The sequence below is a fragment of the Burkholderia sp. AU27893 genome (assembly GCF_002223205.1).
Taxonomy (GTDB): domain Bacteria; phylum Pseudomonadota; class Gammaproteobacteria; order Burkholderiales; family Burkholderiaceae; genus Burkholderia.
This window is the reverse complement of the sequence record NZ_NKFD01000004.1, coordinates 1,385,242-1,402,434: the sequence shown is the minus strand read 5'-3', so window position 1 is coordinate 1,402,434 and position 17,193 is coordinate 1,385,242. Positions and strand designations below refer to the sequence as shown.

Below are 17,193 nucleotides of genomic sequence, written 5' to 3'. Positions count from 1 at the left end.
CGGAAGCGCCGCGCACGACGCACGCGGCGCTTCCGTCGGGTGATGACCGCTCAGTGCCCCTGCAACCGGATATCCCGCGACGACGCACCGACGTACACCGTTCCGCCCGGCACCACGCGCCAGCCGTTACGCGACGTATCCCACACGCTCTGCATCCGCGGCGACACGGTCACGCGCACACGCCGCGCCTCGCCCGGATTCAGCCGGATCTTCTCCCAGCCGACCAGCCGCTTCGGCGGTTCGTCCTTGTACGGCACGCCGAGATAGACCTGCGGCGTTTCCGCGCCGGCGACGCGCCCGTCGTTACGCACCGTGAACGCGACGCTCAGCGATCCGTCCCATTGCTTCGACACCGACAGCCCCGAATACGCGAAGTGCGTGTACGACAGCCCGTAGCCGAACTCGAACATCGGCTTGATGTTGTGCGCGTCATACCAGCGATAGCCCATGTTCAGCTTTTCCGCATAGACGGGATCGTTGTCGAACGCGCCGTTTTGCCCCCAGGTCGGCGAATCCTGATCGCGCGCGGGGAACGTCACGGGCAGCTTGCCGGACGGATTGACCGCACCGAACAGCACGTTCGCGATCGCCTTGCCGCCGGCTTCGCCCGGATACCACGCCTCGACGATCGCGGAGACCTGGTCCTTCCACGGCATCAGCACCGGGTTGCCGCTCTGGACGACGACGATCGTGTGCGGATTCGCGCGGGCGACGGCTTCGACCAGAGCATCCTGGTTCGACGGGTTCGCGAGGCTCAGGCTCTGGAGATCGCCGAAATCCTCGCCGGCCGGCTGCGCGACCACGACGATCGCGACGTCCGAACGGCCCGCGAGTGCCGCGGCCTGGTCGATCTCCTGCTGCGTGTACGCGCGGAACGGCGACTGCTGATCGCTGTTGCCGGCATACGTGACCTGCGCGGCCGGTGCGAGCGCGCGGATCGCCGCGACGATCGGCACGTCGACCTTCAGCCACGGATTGCGCCACCAGCTGCACCCGGTCGATGACCCGAACGTCAGGCCGCCGCACCCCGCGAACGATCCCGATACGGGGTCGCGCGTGTTGCCCGAGCCGCCGCCCGACAGCACGGCCGCATCGGCATGGCCGCCGATCACGGCGATACGCGACAGCGCCGACGCGGCGAGCGGCAACTGGTTGCCGTCGTTCTTCAGCAGAACGATCGACTGCTCGGAAGCGGATTGCGCGAACCGGTTTCCGGCCGCGAAATCGATCGTGCCGCCGCCTTTGGCCGGATCGTCCATCACGCCGACGCGGATCATCACGGCGAGCTTGCGGCGCACCATGTCGTCGAGGCGCGCGGTCGACACCGAGCCGTTCGCGATCGCCTGCTTGACCGCCGCCGGCGTCAGGTACACGCTCGGCCCGACGTCTTCTTCCTCGTCGAGCCCGGCGTTGATCGCGGCGGCGGTGCTGTGCGTGGCGCCCCAGTCGGACTGCACCTGGCCCTGGAAACCCCATTCGTTCTTCAGCACGTCGTTCAGCAGATGGGGGTTCTCGCACGCATAGGTGCCGTTCAGGCGGTTGTAGCTGCACATCACGCTGCCGGGCCGCCCGCGTTTCGCGGCGATCTCGAACGGCAGCAGGTAAAGCTCGCGCAGCGTGCGTTCGTCGATCTGCGTGTTGCCGCCCATCCGGCCGTGCTCCTGCTCGTTGCCCGCGTAGTGCTTGATGGTCGCGATGACTTTCTGCCGCTGCGTGGCGAGCGTGCGTTCGGCGAGCAGGTCGCCTGCCAGCAGCGGATCCTCGCCGAGGTATTCGAACAGGCGGCCGCCGCGCGGTTCGCGCGCGAGGTTGGTGCCGCCGCCGAGGCCCATGCCGAATCCTTGCGCGCGCAACTGGATCGCGACCTGCTTGCCGAAGTCGTACGACAGGCGGCGATCCCAGCTCGCGGCGACGGCGATCGTCGCGGGGAACGTCGTGCTGGCCTGCGACGTGCTGCCGGAACCCGTCGCCGAGTCGACCATGTTCAGGTCGGGAATGCCGAGGCGCGGCACCCCCTGTATGTAGCCGGCGCCGCCGCCCGGCACCTTGGACATTTCGTATTGCGAATGAATGAATTGAAGTTTTTCGTCGAGCGTCATCTTGCGCACGAGCAGGTCAGCGCGCCGAGCCGCCGCGGCCGACGCGAATGCATCGGTCGCGTCGGCCTGCGCGTTGAAATCGGCGTCGCCCGCGTAGGCGGTGGTGCAGAGGGTCGCTGCCAGCACGACGGCCGGCCAGAGTGTGTCCCGCATGTTGCTCTCCATGATCGTATTGCCGGTTGTTCGGATGATGTCTGGAGCTGCGCACGTCCGGTGGATTCGCACCGGACGCAATTGGCCGGCAATGCTGGGTGGTTGCGCGTCGGCATGCCGGGCCAGGCGGGGAATCGTTACGGCCGGTTGGGCCCGATCGAACATCGAGGACGGCGACGCGGACCGCCCGGCGCTGCCGAATCGGATGTAGCGATTCTCTGCAGCGACCAATCGTACAAATGTAGTTTGACTACAGCATCGGTGTTTCTACCGATACGTGTGATCTTTATTTCGTAGGGGCGCGTAGCGGGGCGGAAAGACGGTCATCGTTCCCGATCGAGCGTGCGCGGAGGAGTAAGAAGTACCCGTGTGCGAGCGTGCGGAGGCGGCGGGCAATCAGGAGACGTGTGGCACGGTGCGGTTCGTTGCGCTCGCATCGAATGGAACACCGTACGATGCCGGCCACCTCGCGCTAGCCGCGTCGCGCGACCGGACTGCCGGGAAGCGGAATCCCGGCGCGATAGACGACGGTGGCGAGTGCCGCGGCGACCGCCGCTTCGGCCGTCAGCACGGCGGCGGCTGCGCCCAGCTCGGCGAAGTACTTGGCGAGCACGGGTACCAGCACGATGTTCAGAATGCCCGATGACATCAGGATGCGCGTGAATGCGGACTTCATCCCGAGCGGCAGCATCGTCTGCACACCGAACAGGTCGGTCATGCCGGCCATGAACGGAATGAAGGCCATCCAGCGCAGCACCTGGACCGTCGGTTCGTACGAAGGGCCATACAGGATGCGCACGGCGAGCGGCGCGCCGAAGAAGATCACGAGCGAGATGCCGAGCACCATCGCAACCTGGACGACGAACAGCTTGCGCAGGAACGAGAACGCATCGTTGCGCGCGTGCCGCATCAGGTAGTTGATGCGCGGATAGGTGGCGGCCTTCAGCGGTTGCAGCATGCTGAGCGCCGCACGGATCAGCTTGTCGCCGGCGGCGAAGTAGCCTGCCGCGACGTTGCCCGATACGAAGCCGAGCAGTACGGTGTTGGTCGACGCATAGAACGCGATGGACGTCGACGCGAGGAACACCTGCCAGCCGCCTTTCAGCGATTCCGCGATGTCGGAGAACTCAACGCGAATGAAGTCGATTTCGCGCTGCGCATAAAGGTAGATGGCCAGCACGATCGCGGACAGCGTCGGGACGGCTGCGTTGACGATCATCGCGCGGTCGATGTCCGCCGGGCTGTGCACGAGCGCGAACATCGCGGGCAGGCTCAGGATGCGGCCGATGAACAGGATCACGCTCAGCGCGCGCAGTTTCTCCATGCCCTGGAAATACCAACCCGGCGTAAACGCCACGCCGGCCACCATGCCGAAACCGATCAGCAGCAGATCGCGGTCCTCGCCGAAGCGCTTGAACAGGAAAGTCAGCGCGACCAGCACGATGAAGCAGATGATGGCGATGCCGATCTGGGCGTACAACGTCGCCCAGAAGATACGGGAGCGCTCGGCGCGGTCGTCGCGGGCGAGCGCGATGCGCGGCGTGGCGGTCAGGTCGAAGCTGTAGCTCGTGCAGTTGGTCAGGTAGGCGATGACCGCGAGCGAGAACGCGAGTTGGCCGTAGCCTTCAGGCCCCAGTGCGTGCGTCAGCAGCGGTGCGATCATCAGCGGCACCGCGTACATCGAAATCTGCAACGTCAGCAGCAGCAGGAAGTTCTTCTTGAGGTTAGACATTCGCTCGGTCGGCGCCGTGGGTGTCGCGGTGCGGCGGCATGGGGCCGCGATGCGTGTGTGCATCCGGTCGGCGCTGACCCGGGTGCATGGGTGGGTGGCGCGTCCGGCGTCGCCGGGCACGGCCACATCATCGTATGGCGGCCATGATACCGGCCGCACGAGACGACTGTGTTCGCGAGCCTACTGTTCGCGGATGCCGTGCGCACGGTATGCGTGGATCCCGACACCGCGCACGCCGTCGCGCGTCGTCTCGTCGTATCGCGACCGTGATGAATCCATTTGTAAGCTGGCGCACCGAAGGACGCTCGAACCGGGTGCTTTAATCGAACGCACAGTTTTGGCTCACGCCGCACGGGTTCCCGGCGCAAACCGTGACGGCGTGCCGGGCACGCAACATCACCTCCCGCGGGCATGCGGGCAGGGTAACGAACGAAACAGGGCGGGCCGCGCAGGGGCGCGGCTGGGGGCGCCGCCGTGTGTTCGTCGAGCAGTCGCACGATCGTGGAATCGCTCATTTCGGTGGAGCCGCCGGAACACGCGTCCGCGTCCGATAAAAATACCGATCCGAGGAGTACCGATTGAAGCCGATTACGTTCGGCAGCTGCGTGGGGTGGCTGCACGAGGGACAGACGACACAAGGGGTGGTCCTGTGCGAAGCATTGGGCCACGAGGCATCGTGGACGCACAAGCTCATGCGGGCGATCGCCGAGCGCCTTGCCAGTAACGGCGTCACGGTGTTGCGATTCAACTATCCGTGCAGTGGTGACTCCGCGGGCGACGATCTCGATGCCGGTCGCTATGCCGCGTGCATCGACAGCATTCACGATGCGATCGACATGCTGCGCGACCAGGTCGGTGTCGCGTCGCTGACGCTCGTCGGAATCCGTGCGGGCGCGCTGTTCGCGATGCTGGCCGCCGTGGGCAGCGGCCAGCGTCCGTCGCCGCGCGTCGACGCATTGGCGGCGTTCGCGCCCGTCGTGCGTGGGCGCGCGTATCTCCGCGAGATGTCGTTCGTGCATCGCCAGTGGCTCGACATCACGTCGCCGGCCATTCGTGCCGCACATCGCGACGAACCGTGCATGAACGTGCTCGGGCACCGCTTTCCCGACGATTTCGTCGATGCGCTGAAGGCGGTCGATCTGTGCGACGTCGTGCGCGATGCAGCGGCGTTGCCCGGTGCGGTGCTGCTGATCGATCCCGATCAGGGGGACGGCCCTGCGTTGCGCGATGCACTGCTCGCGCGCGGCGTCGACGTGGCCACCGATTCGTTCCGCGAATGGTCGACGACGATGCTGGACGGTACGCGCTCGCGCCTGCCGCTCGACGCGATCGACACGCTCGCGAACTGGATCGCCGAACGGGCGCCGCGCGCGGCGACAGGCATCGACCCCGCGCGGCCGCTGGATCCGGCATGGAATGGCGAGTCGGCTGTCGCGCTCGACATGACGGACATGACCGAGCAGGTCGTCGCGGTAGGGCCGGACCGGGTGGTCGGCGTGCTGTGCCGTCCCGCCGATACGGGGCCGGCAAATCCCGTCGCTCCGGCACTCGTGATCGCGAACACGTCGACGAATCCGCGCAGCGGAGAAGGGCGCTTCAGCGTGCGCCTCGCGCGCACGCTCGCACGCGCCGGCGTGACGACGCTGAGGATCGACGTGCATGGCGTGGGCGACAGCGGGGCTGCCGCGCCCGACGACCAGGCGCCGGTCGTGTATGCACCGCAGTCGAGCGACGACGTGGCGGCCGCCGCGGACTGGCTGCGTGCACTCGGCTACCCGGAGGTGATCGCAACCGGCATCTGTTCGGGCGCCTATGCAGCATTGCATGCGGCCGTGAAGACGCCGTCGCTCGGCGGCGTGATCGCGATCAACCTGGCGCGTTTCGTGTGGCCGGCCGGGCTCTCGCTGGAGGCGGTGCAGAAGCAGCGGAACAATTCGGTGCGCGGCTACTGGCTATCGGTGCGCGACTGGAAAAAGTGGAAGGGCCTCGTGCGCGAACGGCGCGATCTGCGGCCGATCGTGGGGGCCGTCGCCGCCAATGCGATCGCGCGCGTCAGCGTGCCGATGAAAGAGGCCGCCGCGCGCTTCGGCTGGAAGCCGCGCCCCGGCACGCCACGCGGCGTGATGCACGTGCTGGCGCAACGCAATGTCCGGACGACGCTGGTGTACGGCGCGCTCGATCCCGGCATCGACGACGTGCGGCGCCACTTCGGGGCGATCGAGCGCGCGTTCAGGCACTCGCGTCACGTGCGACTGCATCTCGAGCCGCAGGTCGATCACGCGGTGTACGGCGCGGTCGGCACGGACATCGTGATCGGGCTTTGCATGCAGGCACTCGGCCGTGATTCGGCGAGGCCGGTCGTGCGCGTCTCCGATCCTGCCACGCTCGAAGCGGCCGCAGGATCGTACGGGAGCGTGTCGGTCGGCAGGCCGTGACGTGCGCTGTGCCGCATGCGTCGCATGCAGTGGCGCGTCGGGGTGCGATCGCGCTCGCGTATGAAGATGGGCGTTCGGTGGGGTTGCTCACAGACGCGCCGTTTGCCGTGGTGTCCAATCCCTTATCGATGCATGCGCGGTCATGCCGAGGCATGACCGGCCGGGTGCTTCAGTCCGGATCGGCTGGCGCGTCAAAGGGTGATTTCGCGTAGGGCGATGCGTACAACGTGCCACTGCCCCATACGTCGTCGGCCGGTGTACTGGCCACCTGCGCGCGATGCGGGCGCGCCGGGACGAGCGGCCGGCGCAACGTGCCGTGGGCGCGCGGGTCGGGCTGAACGGCGGCGCTCGCGGCGGGGCTCGTGAGCGCGGGCGCGGCAGTCGCGGACGCGGGCGTGGCAGGTTCGGCGGCCGCGCGTGCGACCGCCGCTTGCGCCGAACGTTGTGGCGGCACCAGGCCCGGTAGCGTCGACGACGCAAAGGACGGGGTGTCGGCGGGGCTGCTGGACAGCGTCTGCGCACCGGCGGCACAGACGAAGCCGGCCGACACGATGCAGACGAACGACGAAAGCGATGAAGAGAAGTTCATGACGAATCGTATGGAGTGACGTGCGGTGAAGAGGGCGGTGCGGCGATGCAATGCGAGCCGCGCTGGGCAAGCGTAATGCCGGAATTCGCCGCGTTCGGCGGGTTACCGCACAGTTTTGGAAGGACATCATGTCAATCACCACGCAACCGGAATCGACGCTCGGCACGCCTGGGCCACGCCGGGCCGTCGCCCGTCGCGCATCGTGGCAGTCGCGCCTGGCGATCGCGGCCGCCGCGTGCGCACTGAGCGCATGTGCGCTGTCGCCGGGCATGACTTATCACCCGCCGGCCGAGCGCGACGCGAATGCGCGCGTGAGCGCCGACGCATCGGGATCGGGCGGCCTCGACGGCGTGCAGAACGTGTCGAGCGAGGATCTGATCGAGATCACGCCGGCCTTCGTCGCGCAGCACCATGCGGGGCGGCCGGCCAACGTCGACGCGGAAATCCGCCAGCTGTTCGGCAAGCCGGTGCCGTACACGATCGGCCCTGGCGATGTGCTGGGCATCGTCGTCTGGGACCACCCCGAGTTGAACCTGCCGACGACGCAGACGGTCGGTGGCGGCGACGGGGTCGGCGCCAGCTCGGTCGCGACGGGCTACACGGTCGATGCGAACGGCAACGTGCAGTTCGCTTACGCGGGCCTCGTTCACGTGGCCGGGTTGACCGAGGCGCAGGCAGGCGCGCTGCTGATGAAGCGGCTCGGCGAATACGTGCGCAAGCCGCAGCTCTCGCTGCGCGTGCAGAGCTACCGCAGCAAGCGCGTCTATCTCGACGGCGAGGTGCGCACGCCGGGTCTGCAGATCGTCAACGACATGCCGATGACGCTGCCCGAGGCGATCGACCGTGCGGGCGGTTTCACCCCGACGGCAGACCGCTCGCAGGTATCGGTGACGCGCGGCGACAAGACCGTGAACGTGAGCCTGCCCGCATTGATTTCGGCGGGCGTGAATCCGTCGAACATCCTGTTGCGCGACGGCGATCTCGTGCGCGTGCGCGCGGCGAGCGACGCGAAAGTGTTCGTGCTCGGCGAGGTGTCGCGACCCGCGACGCTGACATTGACCGACGGCCGGATGAGCCTTGGTGAGGCACTCGGCGACACGGGCGGCGTGAGTCAATACACGTCCGACGCGCGCCAGGTGTTCGTCGTGCGCCGTGGCCCGGACAACCGTCCGCGGGTGTACCACCTCGACGGCAGCTCGCCCGCGTCGTTCGCGCTTGCCGACCAGTTTCCGCTCGAGCGGCGCGACGTCGTGTTCGTCGATGCGTCGTCGCTCGTGCGCTGGAGCCGCGTCGTGAACCTGCTGATTCCATCGTCCGCGCAAGGTGCGCTGACGGCGAAAGCCATTTCGCCGTGATATTCGCGGCGGATTTTGTGACCGCGACGGTGCGTCGCGCCATACGGGACTGAGGCTGTATGAATACTTCGACCCTGCCTGACTCGCACAGCGGGCGCATTCCGCGGCCGTCCCATTCGGTACGCCGCTACTGGGGCGTGCTGTATGGCGGCCGGCGCCTGATCCTTTGCACGGCGCTTGCGGGCGCGATTGCTGGAGGCTTGTATGCGCTGTGCGCGGCCCCCGTCTACCGCTCCGACATCCTGTTCCAGGTCGAGCAAAGCCAGACCGACTCGAAGCAGACGTCGCCGCCTGGCGATCCATCGTCGGTGTTCGATCTGAAGACGGATGCATCGACGGAGATCGAGGTGCTGAAATCCCGCGCGGTGCTCGATCGCGCGATCGACAGCACCAACCTCGCGCTCGACGCCCGACCGCATTACCTGCCGCTGATCGGCTGGCGGTTCGTGAATGCCGCCGACGGGTTGTCGTCGCCGTTGCCGGGCGGATACGTGTACGGCACCGAGCGCATCGACGTGCCGACCTTCGACGTGCCGAAACGACTGCTTGGCAAGCGCTTCGCGTTGACCGTCGGCGATGACGGCGCCTATACGCTGCAGCGCACCGGCCTCTTCGGCCGGAAAGGGCCGATGTGGCAGGGCCGTATCGGCCAGCCGTTGCACGTCGAGACGCCGGAAGGCGCGATCGACGTGTTCGTGCGCGGCGTGGCCGGCAAGCCCGGCGCACGCTTCGACCTGACGCGTTACAGCGACGAGGAGGCGTCCACGTGGCTGCAGAAGAACGCGCTGATCTCGGAGCGCGGCAAGCAGTCGAACATGGTTGGCGTGACGCTCGACGGCACCGATCCCGTGCAGGACAGCCGCGTGCTGAACGCGATCGGCGACGCGTATCTGGCGCAGAACACGCAACGCAAGTCCGAGGCGGCCGACAAGCTGATCCGCTATATGGACGGCCAGTTGCCGCAGTTGAAGGCCCAGCTGGAGGCGGCGGAAAACCGCTTCAACGCATTCCGTGCGTCGCACGGGACGGTCAATACGAGCGACGAAGCGCTGGCATTGCGGCAACAGGCGGTCGACATCGAGACGCGCGTGCAGACGCTGCAGCAGCGGCGTGAGGAACTGATGACGCGCTTCATGCCGAAGCATCCGGCGGTTGCGGCCGTCGATGCGCAGCTCGCCGATGCGCAGCGCTCGCTCGACACGACACGCAAGCAGATCCAGCAGCTGCCGACCGTGGAGCAGGGCGTGCTGCAGCTGCAGCGCGACGTGGCCGTGGATACCGCGCTGTACACGAACCTGCTCAATACGCGCCAGCAGATGGTCCTCGCGCGTGCCAGCAAGACCGGCACCGTGCGGATCGTCGATACGGCGAAGATCGCCGAGCAGCCGATTGGTCCGCATCGCGGGGTTGCAGTGGTCGGTCTCCTGATGGTGGGCCTGCTGGCTGGCGCGGCGATCGTGATCGCCCGGCAGCGTGTCGTCGGCACGATCGGCGACGCGGAAGAAATCGAATGGGCGACGGGGCTGCCGGTGTTCGCGACCGTCCCGCACAGCGCGATCGCGGCGGCCGCGGAACTGCGGTCCAAGGCCGGCCGGCCCGGTCCGCGCACGTCGATTGCGCCGGTCGGCGCGCAGGACGCCGCGCTCGAAAGCTTGCGCGGTCTGCGCGCGTCGCTGCAATTGGCGATGCCGGCCGCGTCGAATCGGGTCGTGCTGATCTCCGGGCCGACGACGGGCGTCGGCAAGTCGTTCGTCGCTGCGAATATCGCGTCGCTCGCCGGTGCCGCGAAACGGCGGGTCCTGCTGATCGACGCCGATCTGCGCAAGGGTTCGCTGCACGACCGGTTCCGCTATAGCCGTGCGCCGGGGCTGTCGGACGTGGTGGCGGGCACCCATGCGCTCGACGAGGCAATCAAGCGCGGCGTGACTCCGGGCCTCGATTTCATCGCGATGGGCAGCGTCGTTCCCGATCCGGGCGAACTGCTGCTCCAGCCCGCGTTCGCCGAATTGATCGGGCAGCTCGCGTCGCGCTACGACATGGTGGTGCTCGACGGCCCGCCGCTGCTGCCGGTCGCCGATGCGCTGGTGCTGGGGCGTCTGGCGGGCACGGTGTTCCTCGTCGCGCGTAGCGGCGTGACGACGCTGACGGAGCTCGACGAAAGCGCGCGACGGCTCGAGCACGCGCATATCGATGTGCGCGGCGTGATCCTGAACGATTACCAGGGCGCGCCGGGTCGGTACGACTACGGCTATACGGATACGAATACGCATCAGGCCGCGGCGATCGCCAATGGAATGGCGGTATCGCGACAACAGATGGAACGTGCTTCATGAGACCGCGTGGCGTGGGCGAAGGCCGACCCCGCCCGCGACAAAGCGGGGCGACGGCACGCAAGGCGGCCCGTGTCGGTCGCGACGCAGGTGCTTACACGGGTTACTGGTGGGAAGATCCCGCCCGGCTCGTGCTGATCTTCATCCTGCCGTTGTACGGGATGTTGTCATTGAGTCTGCTGGTCAATCAGAAATCGATTGCGCGGCTCTACTTCGACGGCTATTACGCCTGGGTCGGCGCACTGTTCCTGGTGGTGGTCGTGGCGACGGCGTGGCTGGCGACGACCGAGGCGCAGTCGCGCCGGGGGCCGCCGGCCGCGCCCGCCGAGCTGCTCCCCGGCGTACTCGATTTCGTGTTCGTGCTCGCGATGTTCGGCAATCTGATGCTGCTGGGCGGGATTCTCGCGCGTCCGGCGTTGTTGCTGGCGTTCCTGCACGGCGAAGCGAATGCGTATGTCATGCTCGAGCAGAAAGGGCACTTCACGGGCCTGAGCTCGTTCACCCAGGCAGCCGCGCCGTACGTCGTGCTGTATTTCTACGTGTTCAAGACACCGGTCAAGGGCTTGAACCGCTACAAGGTTTACCTGGGCGTGCTCGCGGTGCTGACGCTGCTGCGCAGCTTCATCTTTGCCGAGCGGCTCGCGTTGATCGAGGTGGCGCTGCCATGCGTGCTCATGATCGTGCGGTTCCGGCTTCGCGGCCGGTTCTCGCGACTGCTGACGCTCGGGCCGTACGCCGCGATTCCGTTGCTGTTCGGGCTCTTCATCGCGAACGAGTACAACCGGTCGTGGGAGGCCTATTACGTCACCGTCTACGACAACATTTTCGATTTCGCGATCGAACGTCTCGGCTTGTATTACTCGACGGCGCTGAACAACGGTGCGGGGATACTGAGCGTGCTCGGGTGGGGCAGCGGCCATCCCATGTTCACCTTCGACTGGTTGCTGCATTTTCCGATCATCGGTGCGCCGTTGGAGCCGTGGCTCGATTCGACCGACAGCATCACCGTGTTCCTGAACAGCTACGCCGACCCGGAATTCAACAATCCGTCGGGGATCTTCGTTCACTTTTACGAATGGGGCTGGTTCGGGCTGCTCGATGCGGTCGTCCTCGGCTGGGTGTTCGGGCGGAGCTACGCAGGCTGGCGGAGTGGAGCGGGGTTCTGGTGTTGCGCGCATGCCGTGCTCTTCGTTTCGATCATGGAAATTCTTCGAATTCCGAATTTGTTCAGTGGACGGAATTTCGTGCCGACAGTCTTGCTGATCGTCGTGTTCCGCTATTTCGTCAAGCGACCGGCGTCGGTCGCGCCGCTCACCCGTCCTGCCGCGCCGTGAGGCGCACGCGGTCGCGCACCCGCTCGACATTCCGCCCGCGAGTCGAAACCTGCATCCGAGCCTTGCAGTCTCCCGGAAAAGTAGCTTTTCGCACGTTAATGATTCGATCGCCGGGCTAGCATTTGTACGATGGTCGAGGTTGTCGTGCTGCCACGAACCGCTGACCGACGCAATGCGATGACGTACGCGAGAACGACTTCGACCGGGTACATCGCATCGTTCATTTTTCCCTACGTCAAAGGATGCCTTCGCCGTGAGCCAATCTGCCGTCTATGCCAAGTTGACCGATGTGTTGCGGGACGTATTCGACGACGACGAGCTGGTGGCAACGCCTCAACTGACCGCCGCCGACGTCGACGGCTGGGACAGCCTGTCGCATATCCGTCTGGTTCTGAGCGTCGAGCGCGCGTTCGGAATCAAGCTTGCCGCCGCCGATATTTCCGGCCTGAAGAACGTCGGTGAATTTGCAGACCTGATCAGCAAGCGCCACGTCGCATGACGCGCGTCGGCCCGCATTTCCAGTCCAGAACCCGCTTCGCCGAGAGCGCCGCCCGATGAAAGATGATTTGTACACTGCGCTGGCCTGGTTGCCGCGCCCGCCTGACGATTTCTCCGCGCGCTGCCGCGAGCTCGGCGAATCGATCCACGATGATCCGGGTGCCGGACTGGGCAGTCGCATACGCCAACTGGCCAGCTGCGCGCTCGGCGAAAATCAGTTGATCAAGCTGGGGCGCGCGATCGTTGCCTTGCAGCGCGCGGGGCGTACGCTTGCACCGCTTACGCCGTTCCGGCTCGGGTTGGTCGGCAACGGCACGCTCGATCATCTCGTGTTGCCGCTCGTCGCCAGCGCCGCGCGTCATGGCGTTGCGCTGGAGATCGTGTCGGGACACTACGGGCAGGTCATGCAGGAAGCCCTGGCGCCCGATTCGACGATCAATCGCGCGCAAGTCGATGCCGTGCTGGTGGCCCTGGACTACCGCGGGTTGCCGCTGAACGCACAACCGGGCGACGAGGAAGCGGCGCAGCACGGCGTGGCCGCGGCGCTGGACCAGATCGATGCACTGCGCGCCGGCTTCAGGCAGCACGGCAACGCGCTGTCGATCGTCCAGACGCTCGCGCCGCCGTCCGACACGCTGTTCGGCAACCGGGATGCACTGATTGCCGGCACGCCGCTCAATCTCGTCGAACGTTTCAATCGAGCACTCGCGCAGCGGGTGGCGGAATCGAACGACATCCTGTTCGACGTTGCGCATGTCGCGGGGACGGTCGGCGTCGCGAACTGGCATTCGCCCGCGCAATGGAATCTGGCCAAGTATCCGTTTGCCGGCGACTACGTGCCGCTGTATGCGGATCATGTGGGCCGGCTGCTCGGCGCGGCGCGCGGCAAGAGCCGACGCGTGCTGGTACTCGATCTCGACAATACCCTGTGGGGCGGGGTGATCGGCGACGACTTGCTCGAAGGCATCAAGGTGGCGCAGGGCGATGCGGTCGGCGAAGCCCATCTCGCGGTGCAGCAGCTCGCGCTCTCGCTGAGAGCGCGCGGCATCGTGCTCGCGGTGTCGTCGAAGAACAATGACGACACGGCGCGTCTGCCGTTTCAAAAACACCCTGAAATGCTGTTGCGCGAGCAACACTTTGCGGTGTTCCAGGCCAACTGGAACGACAAGGCGACCAATATTCGCGCGATTGCCGACGAACTGTCGCTCGGTATCGATGCGATGGTGTTCCTCGACGACAATCCGGTCGAGCGGAATCTGGTTCGTACGACGTTGCCCGAAGTCGCCGTTCCCGAGTTGCCCGATGATCCGTCGCTGTACGCGCGAACCCTGGCCGCCGCGGGCTATTTCGAGTCTCTCGCATTCTTGCCGGAAGATCGGAAGCGCGCGGACATGTACCAGGACAATGCGCGCCGCGTGGCGCTGCGCAGTCAGGCCGGCGACATGGATGCGTACTTGCGTTCGCTCGACATGAAGATCGATTTCGCACCGTTCGACGATACCGGACGGGCACGCATCGTTCAGTTGATCAACAAGTCGAACCAGTTCAATTTGACGACGCGCCGCTATACCGACGCGGAGATCCAGGCGCTCGAAGGCGACGGGCGAGTTTTTACGCTGCAGGTTCGGCTGACGGATACGTTCGGCGACAACGGCATGATCTCGGTCGTGATTTGCCGGCCCGACGAACATGCGTCGAATACCTGGCAGATCGATTCGTGGTTGATGAGCTGCCGCGTGCTCGGGCGCCAGGTCGAGCAGATGGTGTTGCGCGAAGTGCTGCAGCATGCGCACCAGCGCGATGTCACGCGCGTGATCGGGCGTTATGTCCCGACCGACCGCAATGCGCTGGTCAAGGATCACTATGCGAAGCTCGGTTTCGAAGCCGTGCGTGAAGAGCCGGACGGCACGACGGTCTGGGAAATGGCCAGCGACCGCGAGATCGCGCCCGGTCACTTCGCCGTGACGCGGGCGGGTTTCGATACGATGGCTGCCGCCTGAACCATGAAAAACACCGTACCACTCACGTCGTTTCGCGAGACGGATGACGTCGCGGTTTCTCGCCGGCTGCCGCGCCGGGACTATGTACTACTGCCGTTGATCGTCGTGGCGACGGTGATCTGCCTGTTCGTCGCCGCCGAATGCGTGACGAGGGCGATCTGGAGCGCGGGAACGCACGGGGGCGAATGTCGTGTAGCCGATGCGGCGGAGGGCATGCGCAACGTTCCGAATTGCACGATGACGGTCAAGACCCCGGAAACGCCGTGGATCGCTTACCACTACAACGCGTGCGGGTTCCGCTCGACCGAGGATTGCGGGCCGAAGCCCGCCGGTACGCGCCGCGTGGCGTTGCTCGGCACGTCGTTTGCCGAAGGCACGAGCCTCCCGTATGACCAGTCGTTCGCGGCGCTGGCGGAACAGGATTTGAGCAGGATGTGCGGCGCGCCGGTCGAGGTCCAGAATCTCGGTGTCTACGAACTGCCGTTCCGCAAGGTGCTGAACCGGATCGGGCCGGCGCTCGCCTTGCAGCCGGATGCAGCGGTACTCACGGTTGCGCCGTTCGATCTGGAAAAGATCAACTTGCCCGACGTCGCGGATGCGCCCGCGGCCACCGCAGCGCCGGAACCGCGCAGCGACCTGATGGCGCGTGTCAAGGGCTGGCTGAGCGGGAGCCGTGCCATTGCCGTCGCACAGCACTACATGTTCGAAAATCCGGACATTCAGGTGCCGATGTATCTGAAATACGGCGACAAGGCCGATTTCCTTCGCCCGCCATTTTCGACCGCCTGGCGCGAGCGGCTCGAGACGTTCGACAAAGTGGCCGCCACGGTCGCGGACAGGTTTCGCGCGACGGGCGTGCCGGTGGCGCTGATGCTGATTCCGCAGCGCACGCAGGCGGGGCTCCTGGCCGCGAAAGCGCTGCCGAGCGGGATCGATCCGTGGGCGCTCGATCGCGCGATGGCCGAAATCGCCGCGAAGCACGGCATGCGCTACATCGACCTGGCCTCGAGCCTGAAGCAGTCGGCGAACCCGGCCGATTACTACTATCCGGTCGACAACCATCTGAACGCCGCCGGCGCGCGCGTTGTCGCGCAAAGCATGGTGACGGCGCTTACCACCGGCGGTTCGCCCGCGTTGTCGGCATGCGGGTCACATTGAATCTGGCGGCGCATGCCGCCGCCATCGTTTCGAACGGTATCCAGGCCGCCCGATGAATATTCCATCCTTCCAGTTCTTCGCCTTCGCGGCCGTTGCCGCGCTGATCTTCAACCTGTCTCGCTCGCTGACCTGGCAAAACACGGTATTTCTCGTGGCCAACCTGCTGTTCCTGGCCACGTTTTCCCGCGATCCGGTCGCGTGGATTCCGTTCGCCGCATTCCTGCTCGTCGGCTATCTGAGCGTCCGGGGCATGCAGACGAAGCAGTGGCTGGCGGCGTTCGCCCCGATCCTCGCGATCGTGATCGCGCTGTTCTTCTGGCTCAAACGCTATACATTCGTGCCGTCCGCGTTGCTGCTGTCGCACCCTTACGTGACGATCGGCGTGTCCTACATCTTTTTCCGGATGCTCCACCTCATCATCGACGCTCGCAGTCCGGGCCTGCCGGTTCGCGTGACACCGGTGGTGTATCTGAATTACGTGCTCAACTTCACGTCGATCGTATCGGGGCCGATTCAGCGCTTTCAGGATTACAGCGTAACGCAGACGAACGAGCGGCCGGGGCCGGATGCGATCGACTACGGCGTCGCGCTCGAGCGTGTCATCGTGGGATTCTTCAAGGTGGCGATCGTGTCGGTGGCGCTGTCGCACGTCCATCATCAGGCGCTTGCGCAACTGTCGCCGGCGCAACCGCTCGGCGAGCGCATTCTGACCGGGCTGACGATCGCTGCGATCTATCCGGTCTACCTGTATTTCAACTTCTCCGGCTACACGGACACGGTCGTCGGTGTCGCGCGCTTTTTCGGGATCTCGCTGCCGGAGAATTTCGACCGGCCGTTCTCGTCGACCAACTTCATCGGATTCTGGAGCCGCTGGCACATCACGCTCTCCGGCTGGCTCAAGACCTACGTCTACAACCCGCTGCTGATGGCACTCATGCGTCGCTTTCCGTCGCGTTCACTGGAGCCGTATCTGGGTGTCGTCGCGTTCTTCGTGACGTTCTTCCTGGTCGGCGCCTGGCACGGGCAGACGTCGATGTTCCTGTTCTTCGGTGTCTTGCAGGGCGGGGGCGTCAGCGTCAACAAGCTGTATCAGATCCGCATGACCCAATGGCTTGGCAAGAAACGGTACGTCGCGCTGTGCAACACGCCGCTCTACACCCATTGCGCGCGCGGGCTGACGTTCACGTTTTTCGCGTTCAGCCTGTTGTGGTTCTGGTCGACCTGGAGCGAAATCCAGGCCATCGCGACCACGCTCGGCCCGGTACTCGTCGCGCTCGTGTGGCTGGTGGTATTCGTCGGCGCGACGGTGACGCTTGCCGTGCTCAATGCGGGATACGCGCGTATGACGCAAGGCGGCATGGCCGGACTGTTCCTGTCGCGTTACGTCCGTACCTCGTGGTGCACGGTATTGGCGGTCGTGACCGTGCTGGTGCTGGTCATTTCCGATTCGCCCGCGCCGGACATCGTCTACAAGACTTTCTGATCCGCGTCGGCGGTACGGCGATCGCAG

At 65.9% G+C, this 17,193-nt stretch carries 11 protein-coding genes; 8 read left to right on the top strand and 3 right to left on the bottom strand.

Translation table 11 applies throughout. The features are described 5' to 3' along the window. Positions 1-50 precede the first annotated feature (50 nt). Entirely contained in the window at positions 51-2,252 is a 2,202-nt protein-coding gene (locus CFB47_RS26145) for a glycoside hydrolase family 3 C-terminal domain-containing protein (protein WP_089442655.1), read from the bottom strand. A 472-nt stretch (positions 2,253-2,724) separates the two neighbouring features. Continuing rightward, entirely contained in the window at positions 2,725-3,984 is a 1,260-nt protein-coding gene (locus CFB47_RS26140; protein ID WP_089458046.1) for an oligosaccharide flippase family protein, read from the bottom strand. Between the two features lie 578 nt (positions 3,985-4,562). Between CFB47_RS26140 and CFB47_RS26135 the strand changes: the two genes are divergently transcribed. After that, positions 4,563-6,419 carry a serine aminopeptidase domain-containing protein gene (locus CFB47_RS26135; RefSeq protein WP_089462759.1) on the top strand — a complete coding sequence of 619 codons (1,857 nt, stop codon included), beginning with the start codon at positions 4,563-4,565 and terminating at the stop codon, positions 6,417-6,419. 169 nt (positions 6,420-6,588) lie between these two features. On the opposite strand, the gene CFB47_RS26130 is transcribed toward CFB47_RS26135, so the two are convergent. Further along, complete coding sequence (locus tag CFB47_RS26130) at positions 6,589-7,008, bottom strand: hypothetical protein (protein ID WP_089462758.1); 420 nt, start codon at positions 7,006-7,008, stop codon at positions 6,589-6,591. A 128-nt stretch (positions 7,009-7,136) separates the two neighbouring features. Here CFB47_RS26130 and CFB47_RS26125 point away from each other — a divergent pair, with 128 nt between their 5' ends. The 7 genes from CFB47_RS26125 (at position 7,137) to CFB47_RS26095 (ending at position 17,166) form a co-directional block, all read left to right on the top strand. After that, entirely contained in the window at positions 7,137-8,363 is a 1,227-nt protein-coding gene (locus tag CFB47_RS26125; protein WP_089462757.1) for a polysaccharide biosynthesis/export family protein, read from the top strand. A gap of 59 nt (positions 8,364-8,422) precedes the next feature. Next, positions 8,423-10,696 carry a polysaccharide biosynthesis tyrosine autokinase gene (locus tag CFB47_RS26120; RefSeq protein ID WP_089462756.1) on the top strand — a complete coding sequence of 758 codons (2,274 nt, stop codon included), beginning with the start codon at positions 8,423-8,425 and terminating at the stop codon, positions 10,694-10,696. After that, entirely contained in the window at positions 10,693-12,027 is a 1,335-nt protein-coding gene (locus CFB47_RS26115; protein WP_089462755.1) for an oligosaccharide repeat unit polymerase, read from the top strand. Before CFB47_RS26120 ends, CFB47_RS26115 begins: the two co-directional genes overlap by 4 nt. Positions 12,028-12,280: 253 nt before the next feature. Further along, positions 12,281-12,526 (top strand): acyl carrier protein, encoded by a 246-nt coding sequence (locus CFB47_RS26110; protein WP_089458051.1) that lies wholly within the window; start codon positions 12,281-12,283, stop codon positions 12,524-12,526. A gap of 55 nt (positions 12,527-12,581) precedes the next feature. Next, positions 12,582-14,525: an HAD family hydrolase gene (locus CFB47_RS26105; RefSeq protein ID WP_089462754.1), complete on the top strand. Its 1,944-nt coding sequence runs from the start codon at positions 12,582-12,584 to the stop codon at positions 14,523-14,525. 237 nt (positions 14,526-14,762) lie between these two features. After that, a complete protein-coding gene (locus tag CFB47_RS26100) occupies positions 14,763-15,683 on the top strand; it encodes an SGNH/GDSL hydrolase family protein (RefSeq protein WP_179250141.1) in 921 nt (306 codons plus the stop codon). Between the two features lie 52 nt (positions 15,684-15,735). Then, positions 15,736-17,166: an MBOAT family O-acyltransferase gene (locus tag CFB47_RS26095; RefSeq protein ID WP_089462752.1), complete on the top strand. Its 1,431-nt coding sequence runs from the start codon at positions 15,736-15,738 to the stop codon at positions 17,164-17,166. Positions 17,167-17,193: the final 27 nt, after the last annotated feature.